Source organism: Cognatiluteimonas telluris (genome assembly GCF_011320095.1).
GTDB lineage: Bacteria > Pseudomonadota > Gammaproteobacteria > Xanthomonadales > Xanthomonadaceae > Cognatiluteimonas > Cognatiluteimonas telluris.
This window is the reverse complement of the sequence record NZ_JAANOY010000005.1, coordinates 1-21,501: the sequence shown is the minus strand read 5'-3', so window position 1 is coordinate 21,501 and position 21,501 is coordinate 1. Positions and strand designations below refer to the sequence as shown.

The 21,501-nt window shown below is 67.4% G+C and carries 23 protein-coding genes and 1 pseudogene; 14 read left to right on the top strand and 10 right to left on the bottom strand.

Annotated features, from left to right (window positions below; translation table 11 throughout):
- Window positions 1–29: 29 nt before the first annotated feature.
- Window positions 30–755 carry a class I SAM-dependent methyltransferase gene (locus G7B67_RS05005; RefSeq protein ID WP_166209154.1) on the bottom strand — a complete coding sequence of 242 codons (726 nt, stop codon included), beginning with the start codon at window positions 753–755 and terminating at the stop codon, window positions 30–32.
- A 225-nt stretch (window positions 756–980) separates the two neighbouring features.
- Between G7B67_RS05005 and hutU the strand changes: the two genes are divergently transcribed.
- The 6 genes from hutU to G7B67_RS04975 all read left to right on the top strand — a co-directional run bounded on the left by hutU (window position 981) and on the right by G7B67_RS04975 (window position 6,579).
- Complete coding sequence (hutU, locus tag G7B67_RS05000) at window positions 981–2,651, top strand: urocanate hydratase (protein ID WP_166208855.1); 1,671 nt, start codon at window positions 981–983, stop codon at window positions 2,649–2,651.
- Between the two features lie 244 nt (window positions 2,652–2,895).
- Window positions 2,896–3,837: a hypothetical protein gene (locus tag G7B67_RS04995; protein WP_166208852.1), complete on the top strand. Its 942-nt coding sequence runs from the start codon at window positions 2,896–2,898 to the stop codon at window positions 3,835–3,837.
- Window positions 3,838–4,135: 298 nt separating this feature from the next.
- On the top strand, window positions 4,136–4,453 hold the full coding sequence (locus G7B67_RS04990; RefSeq protein ID WP_166208849.1) for a YciI family protein: 318 nt from the start codon (window positions 4,136–4,138) through the stop codon (window positions 4,451–4,453).
- Between the two features lie 194 nt (window positions 4,454–4,647).
- A complete protein-coding gene (locus G7B67_RS04985; protein WP_166208846.1) occupies window positions 4,648–5,322 on the top strand; it encodes a glutathione S-transferase family protein in 675 nt (224 codons plus the stop codon).
- A gap of 330 nt (window positions 5,323–5,652) precedes the next feature.
- Window positions 5,653–6,132: an REP-associated tyrosine transposase gene (locus tag G7B67_RS04980; RefSeq protein ID WP_166208843.1), complete on the top strand. Its 480-nt coding sequence runs from the start codon at window positions 5,653–5,655 to the stop codon at window positions 6,130–6,132.
- A 132-nt stretch (window positions 6,133–6,264) separates the two neighbouring features.
- Window positions 6,265–6,579, top strand: a complete 315-nt coding sequence (locus G7B67_RS04975) for a hypothetical protein (protein WP_166208840.1) — start codon at window positions 6,265–6,267, stop codon at window positions 6,577–6,579.
- A 99-nt stretch (window positions 6,580–6,678) separates the two neighbouring features.
- Here the strand turns inward: G7B67_RS04975 and G7B67_RS04970 are convergent, their stop codons facing one another.
- Window positions 6,679–7,272, bottom strand: a complete 594-nt coding sequence (locus G7B67_RS04970; protein ID WP_166208837.1) for a hypothetical protein — start codon at window positions 7,270–7,272, stop codon at window positions 6,679–6,681.
- A 377-nt stretch (window positions 7,273–7,649) separates the two neighbouring features.
- On the opposite strand from G7B67_RS04970, the gene G7B67_RS04965 reads away from it, so the two are divergent.
- Both G7B67_RS04965 and G7B67_RS04960 read left to right on the top strand, forming a co-directional pair.
- Entirely contained in the window at window positions 7,650–8,357 is a 708-nt protein-coding gene (locus G7B67_RS04965) for a glutathione binding-like protein (RefSeq protein WP_166208834.1), read from the top strand.
- A 152-nt stretch (window positions 8,358–8,509) separates the two neighbouring features.
- Entirely contained in the window at window positions 8,510–8,728 is a 219-nt protein-coding gene (locus G7B67_RS04960) for a polyprenyl synthetase (protein WP_166208831.1), read from the top strand.
- A 107-nt stretch (window positions 8,729–8,835) separates the two neighbouring features.
- Here the strand turns inward: G7B67_RS04960 and G7B67_RS04955 are convergent, their stop codons facing one another.
- Window positions 8,836–9,408, bottom strand: a complete 573-nt coding sequence (locus G7B67_RS04955) for an NADPH-dependent FMN reductase (RefSeq protein WP_166208828.1) — start codon at window positions 9,406–9,408, stop codon at window positions 8,836–8,838.
- Window positions 9,409–9,604: 196 nt separating this feature from the next.
- On the opposite strand from G7B67_RS04955, the gene G7B67_RS04950 reads away from it, so the two are divergent.
- Window positions 9,605–10,639, top strand: coding sequence for a polysaccharide deacetylase family protein (locus G7B67_RS04950; RefSeq protein ID WP_166208825.1), 1,035 nt, complete (start codon window positions 9,605–9,607; stop codon window positions 10,637–10,639).
- Window positions 10,640–10,916: 277 nt separating this feature from the next.
- Window positions 10,917–11,456, top strand: a complete 540-nt coding sequence (locus tag G7B67_RS04945; RefSeq protein WP_166208822.1) for a hypothetical protein — start codon at window positions 10,917–10,919, stop codon at window positions 11,454–11,456.
- A 91-nt stretch (window positions 11,457–11,547) separates the two neighbouring features.
- On the opposite strand, the gene G7B67_RS04940 is transcribed toward G7B67_RS04945, so the two are convergent.
- From G7B67_RS04940 to G7B67_RS04915, 6 genes are all read right to left on the bottom strand, one after another.
- The gene (locus G7B67_RS04940; RefSeq protein WP_166208819.1) at window positions 11,548–12,111 is read right to left on the bottom strand and encodes an ankyrin repeat domain-containing protein; all 564 of its coding nucleotides are present in this window, start codon (window positions 12,109–12,111) and stop codon (window positions 11,548–11,550) included.
- A 285-nt stretch (window positions 12,112–12,396) separates the two neighbouring features.
- Window positions 12,397–13,173, bottom strand: coding sequence for an ABC transporter permease (locus G7B67_RS04935; protein ID WP_166208817.1), 777 nt, complete (start codon window positions 13,171–13,173; stop codon window positions 12,397–12,399).
- Window positions 13,170–14,132, bottom strand: a complete 963-nt coding sequence (locus G7B67_RS04930; RefSeq protein ID WP_166208815.1) for an ABC transporter ATP-binding protein — start codon at window positions 14,130–14,132, stop codon at window positions 13,170–13,172. The genes G7B67_RS04935 and G7B67_RS04930 overlap by 4 nt, the downstream gene beginning before the upstream one ends.
- Before the next feature lie 105 nt (window positions 14,133–14,237).
- Window positions 14,238–15,287: an NAD(P)-dependent alcohol dehydrogenase gene (locus G7B67_RS04925; protein ID WP_166208812.1), complete on the bottom strand. Its 1,050-nt coding sequence runs from the start codon at window positions 15,285–15,287 to the stop codon at window positions 14,238–14,240.
- A 142-nt stretch (window positions 15,288–15,429) separates the two neighbouring features.
- Window positions 15,430–15,960 (bottom strand): hypothetical protein, encoded by a 531-nt coding sequence (locus G7B67_RS04920; protein WP_166208810.1) that lies wholly within the window; start codon window positions 15,958–15,960, stop codon window positions 15,430–15,432.
- 151 nt (window positions 15,961–16,111) lie between these two features.
- A complete protein-coding gene (locus tag G7B67_RS04915) occupies window positions 16,112–16,354 on the bottom strand; it encodes a hypothetical protein (protein ID WP_166208792.1) in 243 nt (80 codons plus the stop codon).
- Between the two features lie 266 nt (window positions 16,355–16,620).
- On the opposite strand from G7B67_RS04915, the gene G7B67_RS04910 reads away from it, so the two are divergent.
- Both G7B67_RS04910 and G7B67_RS04905 read left to right on the top strand, forming a co-directional pair.
- A complete protein-coding gene (locus G7B67_RS04910) occupies window positions 16,621–17,319 on the top strand; it encodes a DsbA family oxidoreductase (RefSeq protein WP_166208807.1) in 699 nt (232 codons plus the stop codon).
- 46 nt (window positions 17,320–17,365) lie between these two features.
- Complete coding sequence (locus G7B67_RS04905) at window positions 17,366–18,445, top strand: DUF1615 domain-containing protein (protein WP_166208804.1); 1,080 nt, start codon at window positions 17,366–17,368, stop codon at window positions 18,443–18,445.
- 34 nt (window positions 18,446–18,479) lie between these two features.
- On the opposite strand, the gene G7B67_RS04900 is transcribed toward G7B67_RS04905, so the two are convergent.
- Window positions 18,480–19,691: a GGDEF domain-containing protein gene (locus G7B67_RS04900; RefSeq protein WP_166208801.1), complete on the bottom strand. Its 1,212-nt coding sequence runs from the start codon at window positions 19,689–19,691 to the stop codon at window positions 18,480–18,482.
- A gap of 195 nt (window positions 19,692–19,886) precedes the next feature.
- On the opposite strand from G7B67_RS04900, the gene G7B67_RS04895 reads away from it, so the two are divergent.
- Together G7B67_RS04895 and G7B67_RS04890 are read left to right on the top strand one after the other, a co-directional pair.
- On the top strand, window positions 19,887–20,303 hold the full coding sequence (locus G7B67_RS04895; RefSeq protein ID WP_166208798.1) for a VOC family protein: 417 nt from the start codon (window positions 19,887–19,889) through the stop codon (window positions 20,301–20,303).
- 96 nt (window positions 20,304–20,399) lie between these two features.
- Window positions 20,400–21,501: pseudogene (locus G7B67_RS04890) on the top strand (excinuclease ABC subunit A); the annotation flags it as partial.

Sequence of the window (21,501 nt, the reverse complement as noted above, 5' to 3'; positions counted from 1 at the left end):
ATGCCGGGCTTTTTTTGGCGCGCGCGCCGTCAGTGCGGGTGGGCGGGCTTGCGGAACTTGTAGACGAACTGGTCGGTATGCCCACGGATGGCGTCGTCGAATACCTTCGCCTTGTGGTCATCGGCGGCGTTGTGCAGCACGTGGCTCTCGGCGACGAATTCGAATCCCGCCGCTTCCACCTGTTGCTTCACCAGCGCCGGATCGATCCGGTGCAGCGTTTCGGTGTCGCGCGCCCCGGAGCCGGCCTCGGCGACATGGTCGATGACAATGTAGGTGCCGCCCGGCTTGAGCGCGGCGAACACGGCCTTGTCCAAAATCGCCGGATCCGTCGGCCCCATGAACTTGTCCGGATAGTCGTGGTAGTTCTGCGAGGTGAAGGCGACATCCACCGGCTGCGGCGTCGTCAGCTTGTCGGCCGGCTGCAGCAGCACCTCGACGTTCGGATAGCTCTGCGGCAGCAGCTTGGTCTTGTCCGAATACTTCTCCATCGGCGTCGGCACGATGGCGTACACGTGGCCGGTGTCGCCGACCACCTTGCTGAAGATGCGCGTGAAGTAGCCGCTGCCCGGCACCAGCTCGAGCACCGTGTCGCCCGGCTTCACTTCGGAAAAAGCGACCAGCTCGGCGCCATGGCGGCGCGCATCGATCTTCACGTCCTCGGCGCGGCCCGGATCGGCGACGGCGGCGGCGATCGCGGCGGGCACCTGCGGCGCGGGCATGTCGTGCATGCCTTCCATGCCCGGCATCGACGCCATGTCGTGGCTGGCGGGGGCCTGGGCGAATGCGGGAGACATCAACAGCCCGGCGATGGCGAAACTCAGGGCGGACGTGGCGAACCGTTTCATGGCGCACTCCTGTGGACGGCGAGGGGACGCCGACGCTAGCAGGCCCCACCCCGGCGTGCCACTACCTGGCTTGGCGCCCCGGCCCGCCAAAACCCCCGATGCGATAATCCCCCGATCGCTCACGGGACCCGCCTCATGTCGACTCGCAAAGACCCAAGCCGCACCATCCGCGCCCCGCGTGGCACCCAGCTCAGCTGCAAGTCCTGGCTCACCGAAGCCCCGTTCCGGATGATCCAGAACAACCTCGACCCGGACGTGGCCGAGAACCCCGCCGAGCTCGTCGTCTACGGCGGCATTGGCCGCGCCGCGCGCGACTGGGAATGCTTCGACGCCATCCTCGAATCGCTGAAGAATCTTCGCGACGACGAAACCCTGCTGATCCAGTCCGGCAAGCCGGTCGGCATTTTCCCCACGCACGCCGACGCACCGCGCGTGCTGCTCGCCAACTCCAACCTCGTCCCGCACTGGGCAACGTGGGAACACTTCAACGAGCTAGATAAGAAAGGTTTGATGATGTACGGCCAGATGACGGCCGGCTCGTGGATCTACATCGGCTCGCAGGGCATCGTGCAGGGCACCTACGAAACCTTCGTCGAGATGGGCCGCCAGCATTACAACGGCGACCTCACCGGCAAATGGATCCTCACCGCGGGGCTGGGCGGCATGGGTGGCGCGCAGCCGCTGGCCGCATCGCTCGCCGGTGCATGCAGCCTCACCATCGAATGCCAGCAGTCGCGCATCGACATGCGCCTGCGCACGCGTTACGTCGACGAGCAGGCGAGCGATCTCGACGACGCCCTCGCGCGCATCGCCAAGTACACCCAGGCAGGGCAGGCGAAATCGATCGCGCTGCTTGGCAACGCCGCCGAAATCCTCCCCGAACTCGTCCGCCGCGGCGTGCGACCCGACGCCGTCACCGACCAGACCAGCGCGCACGATCCGGTGCACGGCTACCTGCCGATCGGCTGGAGCGTCGAGCAGTGGCTCGCCGAACAAAAAGCCAATCCCGAGCGCGTGCGCGACGAAGCCAAGAAGTCGATGCGCGTGCACGTCGAAGCGATGCTGGCGTTCGAGGAGCAGGGCATCCCCACCTTCGACTACGGCAACAACATCCGCCAGATGGCGTTCGACGAAGGCCTGAAGAACGCCTTCGACTTCCCCGGCTTCGTCCCCGCCTACGTGCGCCCGCTGTTCTGCCGCGGCATCGGCCCGTTCCGCTGGGTCGCGCTCAGCGGCGATCCCGAGGACATCTCCAAGACCGATGCCAAGGTCAAGGAACTCATCCCCGACGACAAGCACCTGCACCGCTGGCTCGACATGGCCGCCGAACGCATCGCCTTCCAGGGCCTGCCCGCGCGCATCTGCTGGGTGGGCCTGGGCCTGCGCGACAAGCTTGGCCTGGCCTTCAACGAGATGGTGCGCAACGGCGAACTCAAGGCCCCGATCGTGATCGGCCGCGACCACCTCGACTCCGGCTCCGTCGCCTCACCCAACCGCGAAACCGAATCGATGAAGGACGGCTCGGATGCCGTCAGCGACTGGCCGCTGCTCAATGCGATGTTGAACGTCGCCGGCGGCGCGACCTGGGTGTCGCTGCACCACGGCGGCGGCGTCGGCATGGGCTACTCGCAACACTCGGGCGTGGTGATCGTGTGCGATGGCAGCGTCGAAGCCGACAAGCGGATTGCGCGGGTGCTGTGGAACGACCCCGGCACCGGCGTGATGCGGCATGCGGATGCGGGGTATGGGGAAGCGAAGAAGTGTGCGAGGGAGATGGGGCTCAACCTTCCAATGCTTGGTTCGTAGAACGGCGGTAGGTTTTTTGTACTAGCCTCGCCACCGTAGTTGGCTGAATCCGTCGTTTCACCGGTGTGCGCGACGGCACCTAGCCGGACGATTGGTAGGGTGGATGATGCGATCGCTTCGGAAGTGGGGCGGGATTCACCCGCCTTCCGCGTGCACGGAGCTGAAGGGCAGGCGGGTTGAAACCGACCCTACAGGCCTGCGGTGGAATTGAATCGCGCTCACGTGGATCCGATAAGCTTTGCCCATGAACAAAAATTTCCGCATCGGGTACGCAATCGCCAAAGTTTGCTTGGCGGCATCGACGAGCCTGTTGCTCTCGGCAACAGCTGTCGCCGGAACGGCTGCTCCAGCTGCCGAGGCGTCGTCGCCTTTCCTCGGCGGCTTCATCAAGGGATCCAGCATCCAGTATCCGCTCGCCATCGGTCACTGGAAGGCGGCCGACGAGCATCGCTACGACAGCCAGGAGGCCGGAGTCTCAGTGCGTTACGCCGACGACAGGAGCGGCCGATGGATCGACGCCTACTTTTATCCGGTTGGTGCGTTGAGCGACAAGGACCTGGACGCGGAGGCAATCACTGAGCGCCAAGGCCTGATCGACGCCCATCTACAGAATTCCGAAGCCAAGGACGCCATCGGCGACCTGCGCCCTTACGACATCACTTGGGGCAGTGGCGACGACGCCAACAAGCGTCACGCCTATTCGTTGGACCTCGCCTACGACGTGAAAGGCGCGCCTCGCAGTTCGGCCATGGTGGTGGTGTTCGACCGGCTTTACATGGTGAAGGCGCGTTACGACATCCCCGAAGACGGCAAGCGCACGCAAGCTCGGAAGGAGCTGGAAGACTTCACCGAGGCGCTGGTACCCAAGCTCGAAATCTCGAGTTACGGGACGTGCTGGTCTCCGCTGCCCATCGAGCAGCTGGAGGCAGGCAAGCCGGTTCCGGAAGGCTCCTCCATGTCGATGCAGACCGATGGTGTCACCACCGAGTATGTGTTCGCCGATCGCGTCCTTGCGAAGGATCCGACATCAACCGGAGCCAAGGCTGCCGCGCTGATTGGCATGGCACTGCAGGACCGGATGTACGATGGTTGTGAAGGCAACGAGCCCGCCGAGCCGGTCGTCGCCGAGGGCATGCGGGAAATTCGATTCGAATACCGGCCACCAACGGCGGTCACGACACCCTGAGCCGGTCGATCGCGCCCGCGCTCCATCCGTCAAGGGCCCGTAGGATGCGGTGAGCGAAGCGAACCGCATCACTCGCGCATGCCGGTTGGCGGCTCGCGATGGATGCGGTTCGCTTCGCTCACCACATCCTACGGCCACTGCTGATGCAAACGCTCGGCGGCGCGGGTTCGGCTCGCAACGACGCTTCGGCGGCATCCTGACCTGACCTGACCTGACCTGACCTGACCGGCGCCGTCGCTGCAATTGTCGATTTCCTGGCCTCTGCTTCGTCGTCATGGCATCCCACCCTGGAGCTCCCATGAAATACGTCGGCCTGGCCTACTTCACCCCCGAAAAATTCGCCGCGATGGCGCCAGACGACGTCAAGGCCTTGGTGAGCCAATGCCCGGCACTCGACGAGAAGATGCGCGCGACCGGCAAGATGCTGGTGTCTGCGTCGCTTGGCGATCTGGAGGGCTGGCGGACGCTGCGCCCGCGCGGCGGCAAGACGCACGTCACCGATGGGCCTTTTACCGAGTCGAAGGAAGTGGTCGGCGGCCTGTTCCTCGTCGAGGCGGGCAGCCTCGACGAGGCGCTGCGCATCGCCTCCATGCACCCCGCCGCCCAGCTGCACTAGTAACGGGGTCCACTAGTAACGGGGTCAGGTTCACTTCTCTACAGTTTCGTCCTTGGGTCGCCGCGCCAATAAATGGGCAGAGGTAATCAAGGCCCATCCCGTCTCTCCTGTTTGGAACACGACCGCGCTTGCTCGTCGTCCTTCGCAGTAGCACCATCGTGCGCCCGTCCGCTCTGACACCCGAGGCACCCGCCATGAAGCTCTACTACCACCCGGCCTCCACCGTCAGCCGCATCGTGATGCTGTTCGCCGCGGAGGAGGGGATTGCGCTGGACTACGTGCTCGTCGACCTGATGACCGGGGCGCACCACCAACCCGCATACAAGGCGATCAATCCCAACGCGCTGGTGCCGGTGCTGGACGACGGCGGCTTCGTGCTGACCGAGAGCAGCGCGATCCTGCGCTACCTGGCAGGCAAGACCGCATCGCGTGCGTATCCGACGGACCTGCAGCCGCGGGCGCGGGTGGACGAGGCGATGGCCTGGTTCTACGGCAACTATTACAAGGACTACGCCTACGGGCTGGTCTATCCGCAGCTGTTCCCGCACCACCGGCGCCCGACCGACGCGGGCCACGCCGAAACCATCGAGTGGGGCCGCAGGCAGTCGCTGCGTTGGCTGGATGTGCTCGACACGCACGTGCTCGGCCGCGACAACGCGTTCCTCTGCGGCGACAGCATCTCCCTGGCCGATTACGTGGGCATCGAGATGGTGACCCTCGGCGAGCTGGTGGGCTGCACGTTGAAGGACTATCCCAATGTCCGTGGCTGGATCGGCCGGATGAAGGCGCTGCCGCACTGGAATGCGGTGCATGAAGCGCACGAGGGCTTCGTGGCATCGCTGGCGGGCAGGGATTTCGTGGCGATCTGAAGGCATCCTCCAGGCAAGGCCGCTGGCCTTCGCGGAGCGGGCGTGAGGTCCCGGGTGCGCTTCGCTTACCCGGGCTACGGTGTGTCGACCGTGCATCGATAGGAACGGGATCAGGTCCCCAGCACGCAATGGCGCGGATGGATTCTTCGCATTGCATGCGTGCAGCGGAGGAGCCGTGACTTGCGGCAACGCGCGTAAGGCGGGTTAAAACCCGCTCTACGACGATGGGAACGTAGGGCGGGTCTCGACCCGCCGGCCTTGGGGTTTTCCGACAACGATCGCCGGAGATGACCGACTGGGCGTCGCTCCTGCGATCGACATGCTTGGTGGATGTCGAACTATCGCCGCGCATGGGTGCCTGGTGGCACGTATTTCTTTACGGTCAACCTGCTCGAGCGGAACCGGTGGTTGCTGGTGGAGCATGTGGACCGTCTGCGCGTGGCGTTCGCGCAGACGCGCGCGACCCGGCCGTTCGAGGTCATCGCGGCGGTGGTGTTGCCGGACCATCTGCATTGCGTATGGCGACTGCCGGATGGCGATGCCGATAATGCAACACGCTGGAGCGCCATTAAGGCAGCGTTCTCGCGATCGTTGCCTGCCGACGAGCGGCGCTCCCCGCGCCGCTTGGTGAAGGGCGAACGCGGAATCTGGCAGAGACGGTATTGGGAACACCTGATCCGCGACGACAACGACCTTGCCGCGCATGTGGCTTACATCCACTTCAATCCGGTGAAGCATGGCCATGTCGCCCACACGCAGGACTGGCCGTGTTCGACGATCCACCGGTTTGTCCGACATTCCTCTCCCTAGTAGGGCGGGTTTTAACCCGCCTTACCGCCATACGGCCAGCTCCGTCGACTGGACCCAGGTATCAGTTGTTGCGACGCAGTAAGTCGAGGCTCTTAGGTGCCGGAATACGCCGGCACCTAGACGGAGACTGGGATGAGCGAAAGCACCATCACGATCGGCAGCGCCACGAAGGAATTAAAAGACGCGGATTCGGCGTGGATCGCATCTCAGCTCAATGGGCGGAAGCACGAAGGCCCAGTTTGTGTTCGTGTCAGGATCAATACCGCAGATGTCGACATCTCGCTCTCGTCGGGCGGCTGCGCAGGTGGCGGCAGGGGAGGCGGTCGACAGCCGAACGGCAAGGAAAGTGAGCTCATTGATCGCTGGAACAGAAAGAGTCTTGGCCAAGCAGAGTTTTCAACAGGCGAACTCGTTTCTTTTGTTAACTCCATTCGTCGCGATCCTTGACCAAGGAACAAAGGGGACCGAAGTAATTAAGACTCGTTGATTACTCCGTCCCCTTCTGGCGGTCCCTTTTGGCGCGGGACGACGCGCGCCGCAGGCCCCTTATTTGATCGGGATCATCAGGTGCTGGTACGGCGTGCCGGGCCACATCACATAGGGCGCCGCAGTGTCGGGATCGGCGGCCTTCGGATACATGTCGTAGAAGGCGGCGTCGGCACCGACCACCATCACGTGCGGGCCGGTCTTGATCCAGTGGTTGCCACCGGTCGGCGCGGTCGCGTAGGGATCGGTGTTGCTGGCGTCGGTACCGCCGGCCAGCATGTACATCAATCCCACCTTGCCGGTGGTCGGGACCTTGTGCCCCATCCAGGCGCCCGCCCACTGCGCGGCGGCGGCGTCCATGCACATCGGGTCGGGGCCGGGCGTGGTCGGGTTGTCGGCCATGCATGTGAATCCGTTGCTGCCGGCGCGGACGGTACGCATGCTGCCGTCGGCCTGCGGCTCGACGATGGTGGCCGTGGCCGCCACCCGCTCGGGCGCGGCCTGCATCGCGCTGGCGATCAGCTGCGGATCGTTCCGGGTCGCTTTGGCTTCGTCGGCCGGCGGCGCGGGCTTGTCGGCGGCGATGCCGGCATGGGCTGCCACTAGTGCGAACACGGCGGTCAGGGTGGTGGAGAGGGTCTTGGACGTGGACATGGTGCGCTCCTGTTGTCACCAGGCGGCCATCCCCGGTGGCACGCCGCCGGGTGGGCACCCGGCGAGTGTTGGAACGCGCCGCAGGCGGGACGACGGCCACGTTGTGGTGGAGATTCGCTGGACGGCACCGCACACGGCGCACGAGCCGTAGCCGGGTGTCGCTTGCCGGGTACCAGGCTCTTCCGTTGGACGCGATGCCGGCGTCCGGCGAAAGAACGTCCCGCGCAGGCATTGATGTCGCGCGTTGGGAGCGCAGCCCGAATGGTCGGTTCAAGCCAACGGCCGCAGCCGGGGCCGACAGGGCAGCACGCCAGCATCTGCGTTGACCCGTTCCGGACCACGCACTACGTTGCGCATTCCGCTCGCACGGGTGCGACATGACCGATCTTTCCGCTTTCCCGATCACGCGGCGCTGGCCGCCAGCACATCCCGATCGCCTGCAGCTGTATTCGCTCGATACGCCCAACGGGGTGAAGGTGTCGATCCTGCTGGAGGAGTCCGGGCTGCCGTACGAGGCGCATGCCGTCGACCTGCGCAAGGGCGAGCAGCGCACGCCCGAATTCCTGTCGCTCAATCCCAACGGCAGGATCCCGGCGATCCTCGATCCCGACGGGCCGGATGGCAGGCCGCTGGCGCTGTTCGAATCGGGGGCGATCCTGCTGTACCTCGCCGGGAAGACCGGCTTCGGCCTGCCGTCGGATCCCACGCGCCGCTGGGAGACGATCCAGTGGGTGTTCTTCCAGATGGCGTCGATCGGCCCGATGTTCGGGCAGGTCGGGTATTTCAACAAATACGCCGGCACGCAGATCGAGGACAAGCGCCCGCTGCAGCACTACGTCGACCAGTCGAAGCGCCTGCTCGGCGTGCTGGACGAGCGGCTCGCCGGTCGCGACTGGATCATGGGCGCGGAGTACACCATCGCCGACATCGCCACGCTCGGCTGGGTCGACAACCTGGTGACGTTCTACGAGGCGCGCGAGCTGGTGGCGTTCGACGGCTTCCGCCACGTCGTTGCGTGGCTGGACCGGGGCATGGCGCGGCCGGCGGTCAAGCGCGGCATGCAGATCCCGCGGCGCGCTGCGTAGCGGGGCCTGCGGCTCGGCGGTGGACTCGACCGCTCAGGTGGGTGCGTCGAGCCAGCGCAGGCGTGCCGGTGCGCGGGGCGGAAGACAGGCCCCGGGTGCGCTTCGCTGACCCGGGCTAGGATGCGTCGCAACTACTGTCAATCTGGATGGCCATGGACGTCGAAGCGCTCATCAGCGCCGCATTGCGCGAAGCGGGCTACGGACAAGACGCCATCGGCTCGGCGCTGCCCAGGATCATGCGCATCCTGGATGCGGAGGATGTCCGCATCGCCGTGGGCCGCAGCCTGTCGCGCAAGGAGCGCGAATACGTGCGGGTCCAGCTGGAGCTCGGACTCAGCGTGTCGGAGATCGTTGCCGGATTGCAGCGCTGAGTGCACGGCGCCGGAATCGGCGCCAGGATCGCAGCGCCCGCGCAGCCCCGGCGAACACCTGCATCGCAGCCTGGCGACATCGTCTCCGCCCGTCCGCACCGCACCCCTCACGCCACGCGCGGATGCACCGTCATCACCCGCACGATGAAGGCGTGCAGCTCGCGCATGTAGTTGCGCAGGAAGGCCTCGGTATCGGGATTGGTGACGTCGCCGTCCCCGGTGATCATCCCCGGCTTGAACTGGATGTACGCCTCCGGGGAATTCATCTGCGGCGAGTTGCAGTAGCCCAGCAGGCTGCGCAGGTGCTGCTGGGCAATGGCCGTGCCGATCGCGCCGGGCGAGGCGCCGATCACCGCCGAAGGCTTGCGCGTGAACGAGTTGCTGCCATACGGACGGCTGGCGAAGTCGATCGCGTTCTTCAGTCCGCCCGGGATCGACCGGTTGTATTCCGGCGTCACGAACAACACCGCATCCACGGCTGCGATCGCTTCCTTGAACCTGCGCGCCGGCGGCGGATAGTCGGCGTCGAATTCCGGCCGGTACAGCGGCAGGTCGGCGAAGGCGATCTCGGTGAACGCCAGCTCCCTGGGGGCAAGCTTGATCAGCGCCTTGCAAAGCAGGCGGTTGATCGACGTGGAAGACAGGCTTCCGATGAAATATCCGACCTGGTAAGTGCTCACGTCGCGGCTCCTTGATGCGTCACCCAAGTGGCGGAAGGGCACTCTGGGCGTGGACCTGTTAACCCGATGTCGGAGCACCGGCCAGGCGCACAGTCACTGGTGATGCTTGGAGCGGACCGGGCGTGTTGCGTTTCGAGCAGGTTTGCCCTTTGATTCGTCTTCACTCGAAGCCGGTTCACCGGCCCAGGCGCCAACGATGACCTCCTGCAATGGCCCGATCACGCGCAGGCTTGCCGGCCTGGTGCTGGCTGCGCTGGTGATGTGTCCCCTGCGTGGCGCCGCCGGCGATGCGCCGGGCGTCGTCGCGAGCGTTGCCGCGCCATCGACCACGACGGTCGATCGCCGCATCGCCATCACCTTCGACGACCTGCCCTGGGTGATGTTGCGCGACGCGCCGCCGGCTGGCATGGGCGCGGAGCAGGCGCGCCTGGTCGCCTCGCTCAAGCAGGCCGGCGTGCCGGTGATCGGCTTCGTCAACGAAGGCCTGCTGTACTCGGGGAACGAGTTGCAGCCACAGCGGGTGCGGATGCTGGAGGACTGGCTCGATGCCGGGTTCGAGCTGGGCAACCACACGCGCTGGCACAGCGACCTGAACGCCGTGGGCGTGGCGGCATTCGAATCGGGCATCGTCGATGGCGAACGCATCCTGCGTCCCCTGCTCGCCAAGCGTGGACTCGCGCCGCGGTGGTTCCGCCATCCCTACCTGCGCACGGGGACGACGCTCGCCGACAAGGCGGATGTCGAAGCTTTCCTCGCCGGGCACGGCTATCGCGTCGCGCCAGTGACGTTCAACAGCTCCGAATGGGTATTCGCGCTGGCCTATCGGCGCGCCCTCGCCGCACAGGCGCCGGAGAAGACACTGCAGCGCCTGCGCGATGCCTACATCCTCTACATGAAGTCGGAGCTGGCATTCTACGAGCGGCATTCGGTGGCCCTGGTGGGCCGTGAGATTCCGCAGGTGATCCTGCTCCACGCCAGCGAGATCAACGCCGACAGCTGCACCGACCTGCTCGCCGCCTTCCGTGCGCGCGGATATCGTTTCGTCACCCTCGACGAGGCGACGTCCGACCCTGCGTATCGGCTCGATGACCGCTACACCGGAGCGCTCGGCACCAGCTGGATCTTCCGCTGGGCCAGGACGCAAGGCCGGCCGGAGACGTTCTACTTCGGAGAGCCCCGGACACCCCGATGGGTGATCGACCTGGCGGGTGTGTCGCTGCCGGTTGAGTGAGCGCCATCGGCAGCAGGCGTCGGCGATGGCCTGAGCGCAACGGGGCCCGCCTGCGACTTCGACTTTCGTGTTGGTCGTGGTCGCACGGAAGACGTTTCTGGTGTCGCATTCATCTGCAAGGGACGACCCGACAACTCGGTGGGCGTCACAGCGCCGGTCGGCCTGCCGCGGCTAACGTCGCTGCATGGGGAAGGTTCGATCCGGTGCCGCGCGCTGGGTGCTGGCCCGATGCACGGGGGAGTTCGCAATAATGGCGTGGCGTGGGTGGTGGGGACTGGTGCTGGCAGTTGCAATGGCGCTCGGCACGGCCAACGCCGGCGAGTCGTTGCGGATCACGCTGGAGCGCGACGGGCATGCGCTGCTGGTGCGCGGTTCCATCGAAGCCGGTTTCGCCGACACGGTACGGGCAGCCCTGGCGACCCATCCGCAGGTCGACGTGCTCATCGTGCGCAGCCGCGGCGGGCTGTTGCATGAAGCGCGCAAGCTTGCCGTCGTGCTCAATGCGCGCGGAATCAAGCTGCGCGCCGAGGATCGCTGCGCCAGCGCGTGCGCCGTGATGTGGGCGGCGACGCAACGGCGCGAACTGGCCACTGGCGCCAGGCTGGGCTTGCATCGCAGCAAATGGGCAGTGCACCTGCCAGGGCCCCTGCGTGCGTGGGTGGAACGCCGCAACGACCGGGCCAACGTACGCACCTTCCTGGATGCGGGATTCTCCCCGGCGCTCGCCTTGCGCGCGGCGCAGACGCCAAGCAGCAGCATGTACTGGGTCGACGCCCGACAGCTCGAGCACGAGCAGGTGGAATTCGCGTTGCAATAGGCAGACAGCCATGCACTGGCGGTGCGACGCTTCCTCGTTTGCGCAGCCGTTGCCGGGCGGCGTCCCGCTGCAGCCTGCCCCGCGGATTGACTCAGCCGCGCGTGTCGCTTGCGCCGTGAGCGCTCAGGTACGCCTTGATGGACGACGTGCGCGCCTGGTTGAGCGGGGTGCGCCATTGACCGGTCCAGGTGCTGACGCCCAGGTTGACGTTGGCCTTGTGTCCGACGAGGAACCGGACAACGTCCAGTTGGCCCTTGCGCGACGCTGTGATCAGCGCGGTTTCGTCATGCGGGGTGACCGCATCGACGTTCGCACCGGCCGCCACCAGGCGTTCGACCACGGACAGGTGCCCTCGCCCCGCGGCGGCGATCAAGGCGGTGCCGTCGTTGTCAGCGATGATGTTGACGTCGGCGCCCAGCGCGAGCAGCTGCTCGACCGCGGCCAGATCGCCCCGCTTGGCCGCAACGATCAGTACCGTGCCATCGCCTGAGGAGGCGGCATTGATGTCGGCTCCCTTATGCACCAGCTTCGCCACGGCAGCGACGCCCCGGTCTTCGAGCGCATCGATCAGGACCCTGGCGTCGTTCGATGACGAGGCCGCGCTGGAAAACGTGGTCAACGCGGCGCCGCCCGCGACCAGGCAGAACACCAGCACGAGGCGGGAAATTGGGCGGTTCATTGAAGCACTCCTTGCTCTGGTTGGTCCCGATGGCGACCTCGCCGCACCGGGAACGCAAGCCTGGCGCGGGTTGAGCCGAATTGTTGGCATCCGCTCCCAAGGCGCATGGCGCCATTGCGAAGGTGTGCGCAGTGATACTAGCGACGACCGGTGGGGCCGACAAATGACCATCGTCAGGGTATCGGTTGGTCATCCGCCGCCCGTGGCGGCCTGAACAGCCATGCCAGGGTTCCTGCATGGGGCCGCGGAAGGTCGCCTGGATCAGGCCTTGAGCTTGTAACCGGTCCGGAAGATCCACCACACCGCCAACAGGCACAGCAGCAGGAAGCCGAGCGTCATCCCGGCGCTGACCACGACATCGACGTCGGAGATGCCGTAGAAGCTCCAGCGGAACCCGCTGATGAGATACACGACCGGGTTGAACAGCGTGATCTTCTGCCACAGCGGCGGCAGCATGCTGATCGAATAGAACGCGCCGCCGAGGAAGGTCAGCGGGGTGACGACCATCAACGGCACCACCTGCAGCTTCTGGAAGTCATCCGCCCACAGGCCGATGATGAAACCGAACAGGCTGAAGCTCACCGCGGTCAGCAACAGGAAGCACAGCATCCACACCGGATGCGCGATGTGGTACGGCACGAACAGCCGCGCGGTGACCAGGATCAGCGCGCCCAGCAGCACCGACTTGGTGGCCGCGGCCCCGACGTAGCCGATGACGACCTCCAGCGGCGACACCGGCGCGGACAGCAGCTCGTAGATGGTGCCGGCCCACTTGGGCATGTAGATGCCGAAGGACGCGTTGGAGATACTCTCGTTGAGCAGCGATAGCATCAGCAGGCCGGGGATGATGAAGGCGCCGTAGCTCACGCCGTCGACCTGGCCCATGCGCGAACCGATCGCCGCGCCGAACACCACGAAGTACAGCGACGTCGACAGCACCGGCGAGGCGATGCTCTGGGTGAGGGTGCGGAAGGTACGCGCCATCTCGAAGCGGTAGATCGCGCCGATGCCATGGATGTTGAAGGCTGGGACGTTCATGCGCGCACCTGGGCGGGAGCCGGCGCATCGGAATGCACCAGGCTGACGAAGATGTCCTCCAGCGAACTCTCGCTCGAGTGCAGGTCCTTGAAGTCGATGCCGTGCTCGGCCAGTCGTCGCAGCAGGGCGGCGATGCCGGTGCGATCGGACTGGGTATTGAAGGTATAGACCAGCGCGTGGCCGTCGTCGGCCAGCGCCAGCGGTTCACCGGCCAGCGCTTCGGGAATACGCTCGAGCGGGGCCTGCAGCTGCAGGGTCAATTGCTTCTTGCCGAGCTTGCGCATCAACACGTGCTTGTCCTCGACCACGACCAGTTCGCCCTTGCGGATGACGCCGATGCGATCGGCCATCTCCTCGGCCTCTTCGATGTAATGCGTGGTCAGGATGATGGTGACGCCGCCGTCGCGCAGCTCGCGCACCATCTGCCACATGTCGCGCCGCAGCTCGACGTCGACGCCGGCCGTCGGCTCGTCGAGGAACAGGATCCGGGGCTCGTGCGCCAGCGCCTTGGCGATCAGCACGCGGCGCTTCATGCCGCCGGACAGGGCCATGATCCGACTGTCGCGCTTGTCCCACAGCGAGAGCGCACGCAGGACCTTTTCCAGGTGCGCCGGATCCGGGGGCCGCCCGAACAGGCCGCGGCTGAAACGCACCGTCGCCCACACGCTTTCGAAGGCATCGGTCGACAGCTCCTGCGGCACCAGCCCGATCTTGCTGCGCGCCGCCCGCGACTCGCGGACGATGTCGTGGCCGTCGGCCACGACGGTGCCGGAACTCGCATTCACGATCCCGCAGACAATGTTGATCAGGGTGGTCTTGCCGGCGCCGTTGGGCCCGAGCAGCGCGAAGATTTCGCCGCGACGGATGTCCAGGCTGACGTCCTTGAGCGCCTGGAAGCCGGAGGCGTAGGTCTTGCCGACGTTGCGGATCGAGACGATGGGTTCGGACTGGCTCGACATGCACGGCTCCTGTGTCCGTCGGATGGAACGGCGGGCCGGCGCGGCCGCGGACAGCTTCCCGAAGATGTTCGTTGTGCGGGTTTCCGCAGGCTGGTCGCGCCGCGCTCAGGCCAGCGACGCGCTGTCGATCACGAAGCGGTACTTCACGTCGCTGCGCAGCATGCGCTCGTAGGCCTGGTCGATGTGCTGCACCGGGATCATCTCGATGTCCGACACGATGCCGTGTCCTGCGCAGAAGTCGAGCATCTCCTGGGTTTCGGCGATGCCGCCGATCAGCGAGCCGGCGATCGAGCGGCGGCCGAAGATGAGCTGGCCGATGTTGGGACTGGGATGCGGGCTGGCCGGCACCCCCACCAGGCACATGGTGCCGTCGCGCTTGAGCAGGGCGGTGAAGGCGTCCAGGTCGTGCGGCGCGGCGACGGTGTTGAGGATGAAATCGAAGCTGCCCCCGTGGGCATGCATCTCGGCCGGGATGCGCGAGACGACGACCTCGTCGGCGCCGAGGTCGCGCGCGTCCTGGCGCTTGCCCTGCGAGGTCGTGAACGCAACCACGTGCGCACCCATTGCATGCGCCAGCTTGATGCCCATGTGGCCGAGCCCGCCGATGCCGACGATGCCCACCTTCTTGCCCGGTCCGATGTTCCAGTGCCGCAGCGGCGAATACGTGGTGATGCCGGCGCACAGCAATGGCGCCACCGCCGCGAGCTGGTCTTCGGGATGATGGATCTTCAGCACGAACCTGTCGTCGACGACGATCCGTTGCGAATAGCCGCCGAGCGTGTGCCCCGGCGGATCGGCGGTCTTGCCGTTGTAGGTGCCGACGAAGCCGTTCTGGCAGTACTGCTCGAGGCCCTCGGCGCAGGCGCTGCAGTGCTGGCAGCTGTCGACCATGCAGCCGACGCCGACGGTGTCGCCGATGCGGAAGCCGGTGACATCGGAGCCGACCGCGCTGACATGGCCGACGATTTCATGGCCCGGCACGCAGGGGTACCTGGTGCCGCCCCATTCCGAGCGCACCGTGTGCAGGTCCGAGTGGCAGACGCCGCAGAACGCGATGTCGATCTGCACATCGTGCGGACCCGGCGTCCGGCGCTCGATCTGCATCGCCTGCAGGGCCTGGTCGGCGGCGTTGGCGCCGTAGGCATGGGTCGGCATCGGTGGCTCCTGGGTGGGCGGCGAGGGCGGCTCGCCCCATTGTCCGGGCGATCTCGTTACGCGCGGGTCTGGCGCCGGACGTGTCACCGGGAAGGCGGCGCAGCGAAAGGCGCCACCGCTGCTCCCCGGCGTTGCCCACGCTCTATCCGCCGAACTGCTTCTGCAATGCGGCGATTTTCGCGGCGAGCTGGGCCTTGTGGGCCTGGACGAACTCGACGTACTGCGGGTTGACGCCGTCGGGGATCTTCTTCAGGGCGCCCGACTCCAGCGCGCCCGCGGTCATGGTTCCGGCGAGCATCGCTTCGTTGGTATGCGCGTAATCGCTGACCGACATGCCGGCCGACGTGATCAGCGCGGCGGCCTTCGGATCGGCCTGGATGCGGGCGATGTACTGGTCGACGCTCTCATCGGCGTCCATGGCGGTGACATCGTCGGCGTCGTCGTCGCTGCCAGCCATCGTGGAGAGCTTGGCGATGGTCGCGTAATACGCATCGACCTTGTCCATGGTCAGCACGAAACCGCTGTCCGGCGTGGCACGGGGGGTGTCGCCGGATGGCGCGGCGACGGCGGGTTGTCCGGCAGGCGTGGTTGCGACGGCTTCGGGCTGGTTCGGTTTGCAGGCGACGCAGGCCAGCAACGACAGCATCAACAGCCAACGGGGACGGATCGCCATGGCGCTCTCCTGGTCGGAAGGAATCCGCCGATGATGCCAGACGGGCGCCCGCATGCGTTTTCTGGCCGATCGGCCGCGGCCGTGGCTCGGCCGGCGGGCGGGCGGGCGCGGCAGGCATGCGCCAGGTCATGGCTTCGCCCGGGCGAAGGCGTCAACGCGATATCCGCGCGCGGGTCATCATGACGGCGCCGGCAGCAGGCATGGACGTGGATCCCTGGCGGCGAACGCGAGCATGAGCGCCCCCAGCATCGAGCACGGTGGCGACCGGGCAGGTCGCCTGCACGCGGCGCGCGATCGCGAGCGGCCTGGCTATCGCGATGGTGCTGCCGCCGGCGGCCAGCCGTCCGGTCCCGTGCGCCCCGGGGGCGCCGACGAATGCCAGGGTCAGTGCCATGAGCACCGCCGCCCTGGCCCCCTGCGCCGCGCGGGCGGCCACCAGGATCCACGGCGACGGCGCCAGGCCGCGGAGCACCGAGGCACCGGTGGACAGCGCCAGCCAGGCCAGCTGCGGCGGCGTGCAAGCCGACGGCGGCAGCCGGTGGATCGACGCCGCGCAACCCACGGGTGGCCTATGCTTGCAGCCCGCCGCGACCCCGACCGCGTGGCGGCCGCGGGACTGCGATCGGAGTCGAAGTCCGCCCACCGCCGTGACGGACCGACATGACCGAACATGCGCCAACGCCGACCCGCCTTCGCATCGACTTCGTGTCGGACGTGATGTGCCCGTGGTGCGCGATCGGGCTGGCGGCGTTGGAGCAGGCGCTGGACCGGACGCGCGGCGAGGTCGAGGCGGAGATCCATTTCCAGCCGTTCGAATTGAATCCGCAGCTCGGCCTCCGGGGCGACGATGCGGTTGCGCACCTGCAGCAGAAGTACGGGATGTCCGCCGACCAGGTCGCGGCCAACCAAGAGGCGATCCGCCAGCGCGGGGCTGCCTTGGGCTTCACCTTCGACATGCAGCGCCGGCGCCGGATCCACAACACCTTCGACGCGCATCGGCTGCTGCACTGGGCCGAAGGCGAAGGCGAAGGCCGCCAGCGCGCACTCAAGCATGCGCTGCTGCGCGCCTATTTCACCGAAGGGCGCGATGTCTCCGACCATGCCACGCTGGTCGACATCGCCGCCGGCGCCGGCCTGTCCGCGGACGGCGCACGCGCGGTCCTCGCGTCCGGCACCCATGCCGACGAGGTGCGCGCGATCGAGCAGTTCTTCCTGCAGCACGGCATCCAGGGCGTCCCCGCGGTGATCATCGATCGCAAGCACCTGATCTCCGGCGGCCAGCCGGTCGAGGTCTTCGAGCAGGCACTGCGCCGGATCGCGGCGGCCACGGACGGTGCCGCGGACGCAGGCCCGCGGTGACGGTTCCCGCGATGGCGATGGCGCCTGCACGCGGGCGCCACGCCGGATGAAGCCGCATCGCCACCTGCTGGTGGGCCTGCTGCTGGCCTCGGTGTTCGGTTGCCATCCGCAGCATGGGCCGACGCCGGCCGAGGTGCGTGCGCGGGTCGCGCGCAGGATCCCGGCGACCGTCGCCGACCGTGCCGGCTGGGCACGGGACATCCAGGCAGCCTTCGCGACCCAGCGGATCGATCCGACCATCGCGCATGTCTGTGCCGTGCTTGCGGTGATCGAGCAGGAATCCACCTATCGCGCCGATCCGCCCGTGCCCGGCCTCCCGCGCATCGCGCGTGCGGAGATCGAACGGCGCGCGGCGTCGCTGCACGTGCCCGCCTTCGTGGTCGACGCCGCGCTGCGCGTGCACGCGCCCGATGGCAGGACGTATGCCGAACACCTGCAACGGGTCCGTACCGAGAAGGACCTGAGCGCGCTGTTCGAGGAGATGATCGACCGCGTCCCGCTGGGCCGGCACCTGCTCGCCGGCTTGAACCCGGTGCATACCGCCGGGCCGATGCAGGTGGGCATCGCCTTCGCACAGGCCCACGCGCGCGGGTATCCGTATCCGGTCGCAGGCTCGATCCGGCAGGAAGTGTTCACCCGTCGCGGCGGCCTGTATTTCGGCATCGCGCACCTGCTGGGCTATCCGACCCATTACAACCGCATGCGCTATCGCTTCGCCGATTTCAATGCCGGCTGGTACGCCAGCCGCAATGCCGCGTTCCAGCGCGCGGTCGCGATCGCGGACCGAACCACGCTGGCGCTGGATGGCGACCTGGTGCGTCCGCGCGCGCCCATCGACGCGCCCGGCGCGACCGAAGCCGCGCTGCGCCGACTGGGGCCGGTGCTGGGCATGGATGATGCGGTGATCCGCCACGACCTGCAGGCGAGCGACCGCATCGGCTTCGAGGACACCGACCTTTATCGCAGCGTCTTTGCATTGGCCGAAGCACGGGCGCATGGCCCACTGGCGCGTGCACGCATCCCCGACATCACCCTGCATGGGCCCAAGCTCAGCCGGAAGCTGTCGACCGCGTGGTACACCGGCCGGGTCGAAGCGCGCTTCGAACACTGCATGGCGCGACGCTGAGCGGGCGCGACCCGCAGCGGGCCAGTGCGCCGGCTCAGCGCGCGGAGGTCGGCGGGCGTGCGGGCGGGGTTGCGCCGTCGCATCCATCCGCGCCCTCGGCCTGGGCAGCAAGGCAGAAGCGATCGCGCCCGAGCTGCTTGGCCTGGTAAAGCGCGAGATCGGCGCCATGGACGAGGTTCGCCCACGAGCGTTCGCCGGTAGTGGCGGAAAGCGAGGCGAAACCGACGCTTATCGTGAGCTGGCGCTTGCCTTCGAACGGCCGATCGCGGATCGCGGTCAGCAGCCGCTCGCCCAGGATCGGCGCGCAGTCGGCGCCGGCGCCCGGGAACACCAGGCAGAACTCCTCGCCGCCCTGGCGGCCGACCAGGTCGACCGTGCGGCAGACTTCCTCGAGTCGTCGCGCCACGTCGGCGAGCACGCGGTCGCCGGCCTCGTGGCCGAGGTTGTCATTGACCTGCTTGAAGAAGTCGATGTCGACGAAAGCCACGGTCAGCGGCTTGCGATTGCGGATCGCGACCTCGACCTCGCGATGCCCGCCAGCGACGATCGCGCGTCGGTTCAGCAGGCCGGTCAGGTCGTCGTGCATGGCGAGGTGGTTCTTGCGCTCGACCAGGCGCTCGAAGTACAGCAACAACAAGCCGGTCGTGTACAGGAAGATCCCGCCGAGCGGGACCAGGTAGAGGATCGAGACCACGCCCGGCGACCGGGTCATCGGCAGGAAGTCGGGTGCCAGCGCGATGGATGCCCCGATGCGGACCAGGTTGTTGAGCATGAGCAGCGCGAGGGCGCCCAGCGTGAGCACGCTGCCGAAGCTCCAGCGCGAGCCGATGCCCATCAGCAGGGCGCGACAGCTCAGCAGCAGCAACAGCATCAGCGTGGCCGACAGCAGGAGCATGCGGTTGTAGATCGAGGCATCGAGCAGGTGCAGCAGCGTGAGCGCGATGGCGAACGTGCCGCCGATCACCCAGCCAGACACGCCGCGGCGCGCGCCGTAGAACACCTGGATGCCCCAAAGCTGCAGGATTGCACCGGCCACCAGGCAGCTGTTGCCCAGCCATGGCAGCGCGGCATGCCCGGTGCTGTTGCCCAGCACCACCAGCAGCACGCCGGCGGCGACGAGGATCGTCGACAGGGCCCAGTATGCCGTGCAGCGCTCCGGGCGGGTGGCGAAATGGGCGCCCGTCATCACCAGCGCGATGCACGACTGCGCGATGACGAGCGCGACCGCCGCAGTCAATGCATCCATCGGTGATCGATATCCCCCGTCGCGCGTATCACGTGCCCGTTGGCAGGTGCGGCGCGCACCCGAGCCTAATGCATCGACGGGCGGTGGGGCCAGTGGCGCCCGGGGGGCGTGGGCCGAAGGCGGCCGTGCGGCGACCAGGGCGCCACCGCCGCGCCGGGCCCGCTACGATGCGCATGGTCCCGGAGGTCCCCTGCCATGCCACCGTTTGCGCTTCACGGCATCGACCACGTCGTCCTGCGCGTGGGCGATGTCGACGCGATGCAGGCGTTCTACTGCACGGTCCTCGGCTGCACGGTCGAGCGGCGGCAGGAGCCGATCGGACTGCTGCAGCTGCGCGCCGGCACGTCGCTGATCGACCTGGTCGCGGTCGATGGCCCGCTCGGGCGCGCCGGCGGCGCGGCGCCAGGCGCCGAGGGACGCAACATGGATCACTTCTGCCTGCGCATCGCGCCATTCGACCGCGATGGGCTGGCCGCGCACCTGGTGGCCCATGGCGTGCGGCTGGGGGAGTTCGGTTCGCGCTATGGCGCCGAGGGCGAAGGGCCTTCGCAATACCTGTTCGATCCCGAAGGCAACCTCGTCGAACTCAAGGGACCGCCGGGCGTTCCCTGAGGTGCGGCGGGCCGCGCCGCGCAACCTTCACCGGCCGTGCCGGCCGCCCTGGCTACACCACTGTCTCCGCTTCCGGGTCCAGACCGCTTGAAACGCATGCCCAAGTCCGCGCTCGCCGACAGCGCGCATCCACTGGAGCGCTACGTGCGCGTGCGCGGCGCCCGTGAGCACAACCTCAAGGATGTCGACGTCGACATCCCGCGCGATGCGCTGGTGGTGTTCTCCGGCGTGTCCGGATCGGGCAAGTCGTCGCTGGCGTTCGGCACCCTGTACGCCGAAGCGCAGCGGCGCTATTTCGAATCCGTGGCGCCGTATGCGCGCCGGCTGATCGACCACGTCGGCGTGCCCGACGTGGATTCGATCGAAGGGCTGCCGCCGGCGGTCGCCTTGCAGCAGCAGCGTGGCACGCCCAGCGTGCGTTCGTCGGTCGGCAGCGTGACGACCTTGTCGAGCCTGGTGCGGATGCTGTATTCGCGCGCCGGCAGTTATCCGCCGAAACAACCGATGCTGTACGCGGAGGACTTCTCGCCCAACACCGCGCAGGGCGCCTGCCCGCACTGCCATGGCCTGGGCCATGTGTACGAAGTCACCGAGGCGTCGATGGTGCCGGACCCGTCGCTGTCGATCCGCGAACGCGCGATCGCGGCGTGGCCGCCGGCCTGGCATGGACAGAACCTGCGCGACATCCTGGTGACGCTCGGTTACGACGTCGACAGCCCCTGGCGCACGCTGCCGAAGAAGGTGCGCGACTGGATCCTGTTCACCGAGGAGCAGCCGACGGTGCCGGTGTATCCCGGCTTCACCCCGGCGCAGACGCGCGCGGCCGTGCGGCGCAAGGAAGAACCCGCCTACATGGGCACCTTCATGGGCGCGCGCCGCTACGTGCTGCACACGTTTGCGACCACCCAGAGCGCGCTGATGAAAAAACGCGTCGCCCGTTACATGGTCGGCAGCACCTGCCCGGTATGCGATGGCAAGCGGCTCAAGCGCGAGGCGCTGTCGGTGACCTTCGCAGGCCTGGACATCGGCGCGCTGTCGGCGCTGTCGCTCAACCGCATGGCCGAGGTGCTGCAGCCGGCCGCCGAAGGCCGCTTCGACGTCGTCGCCCGCGACCGGGCCACGCTCAGTCGCGCCGATGCGCGCGCGGACACGCGCCGGCGCGTCGCCGCCGGCGGCTCGGCGCACGCTGGCGGCAGCG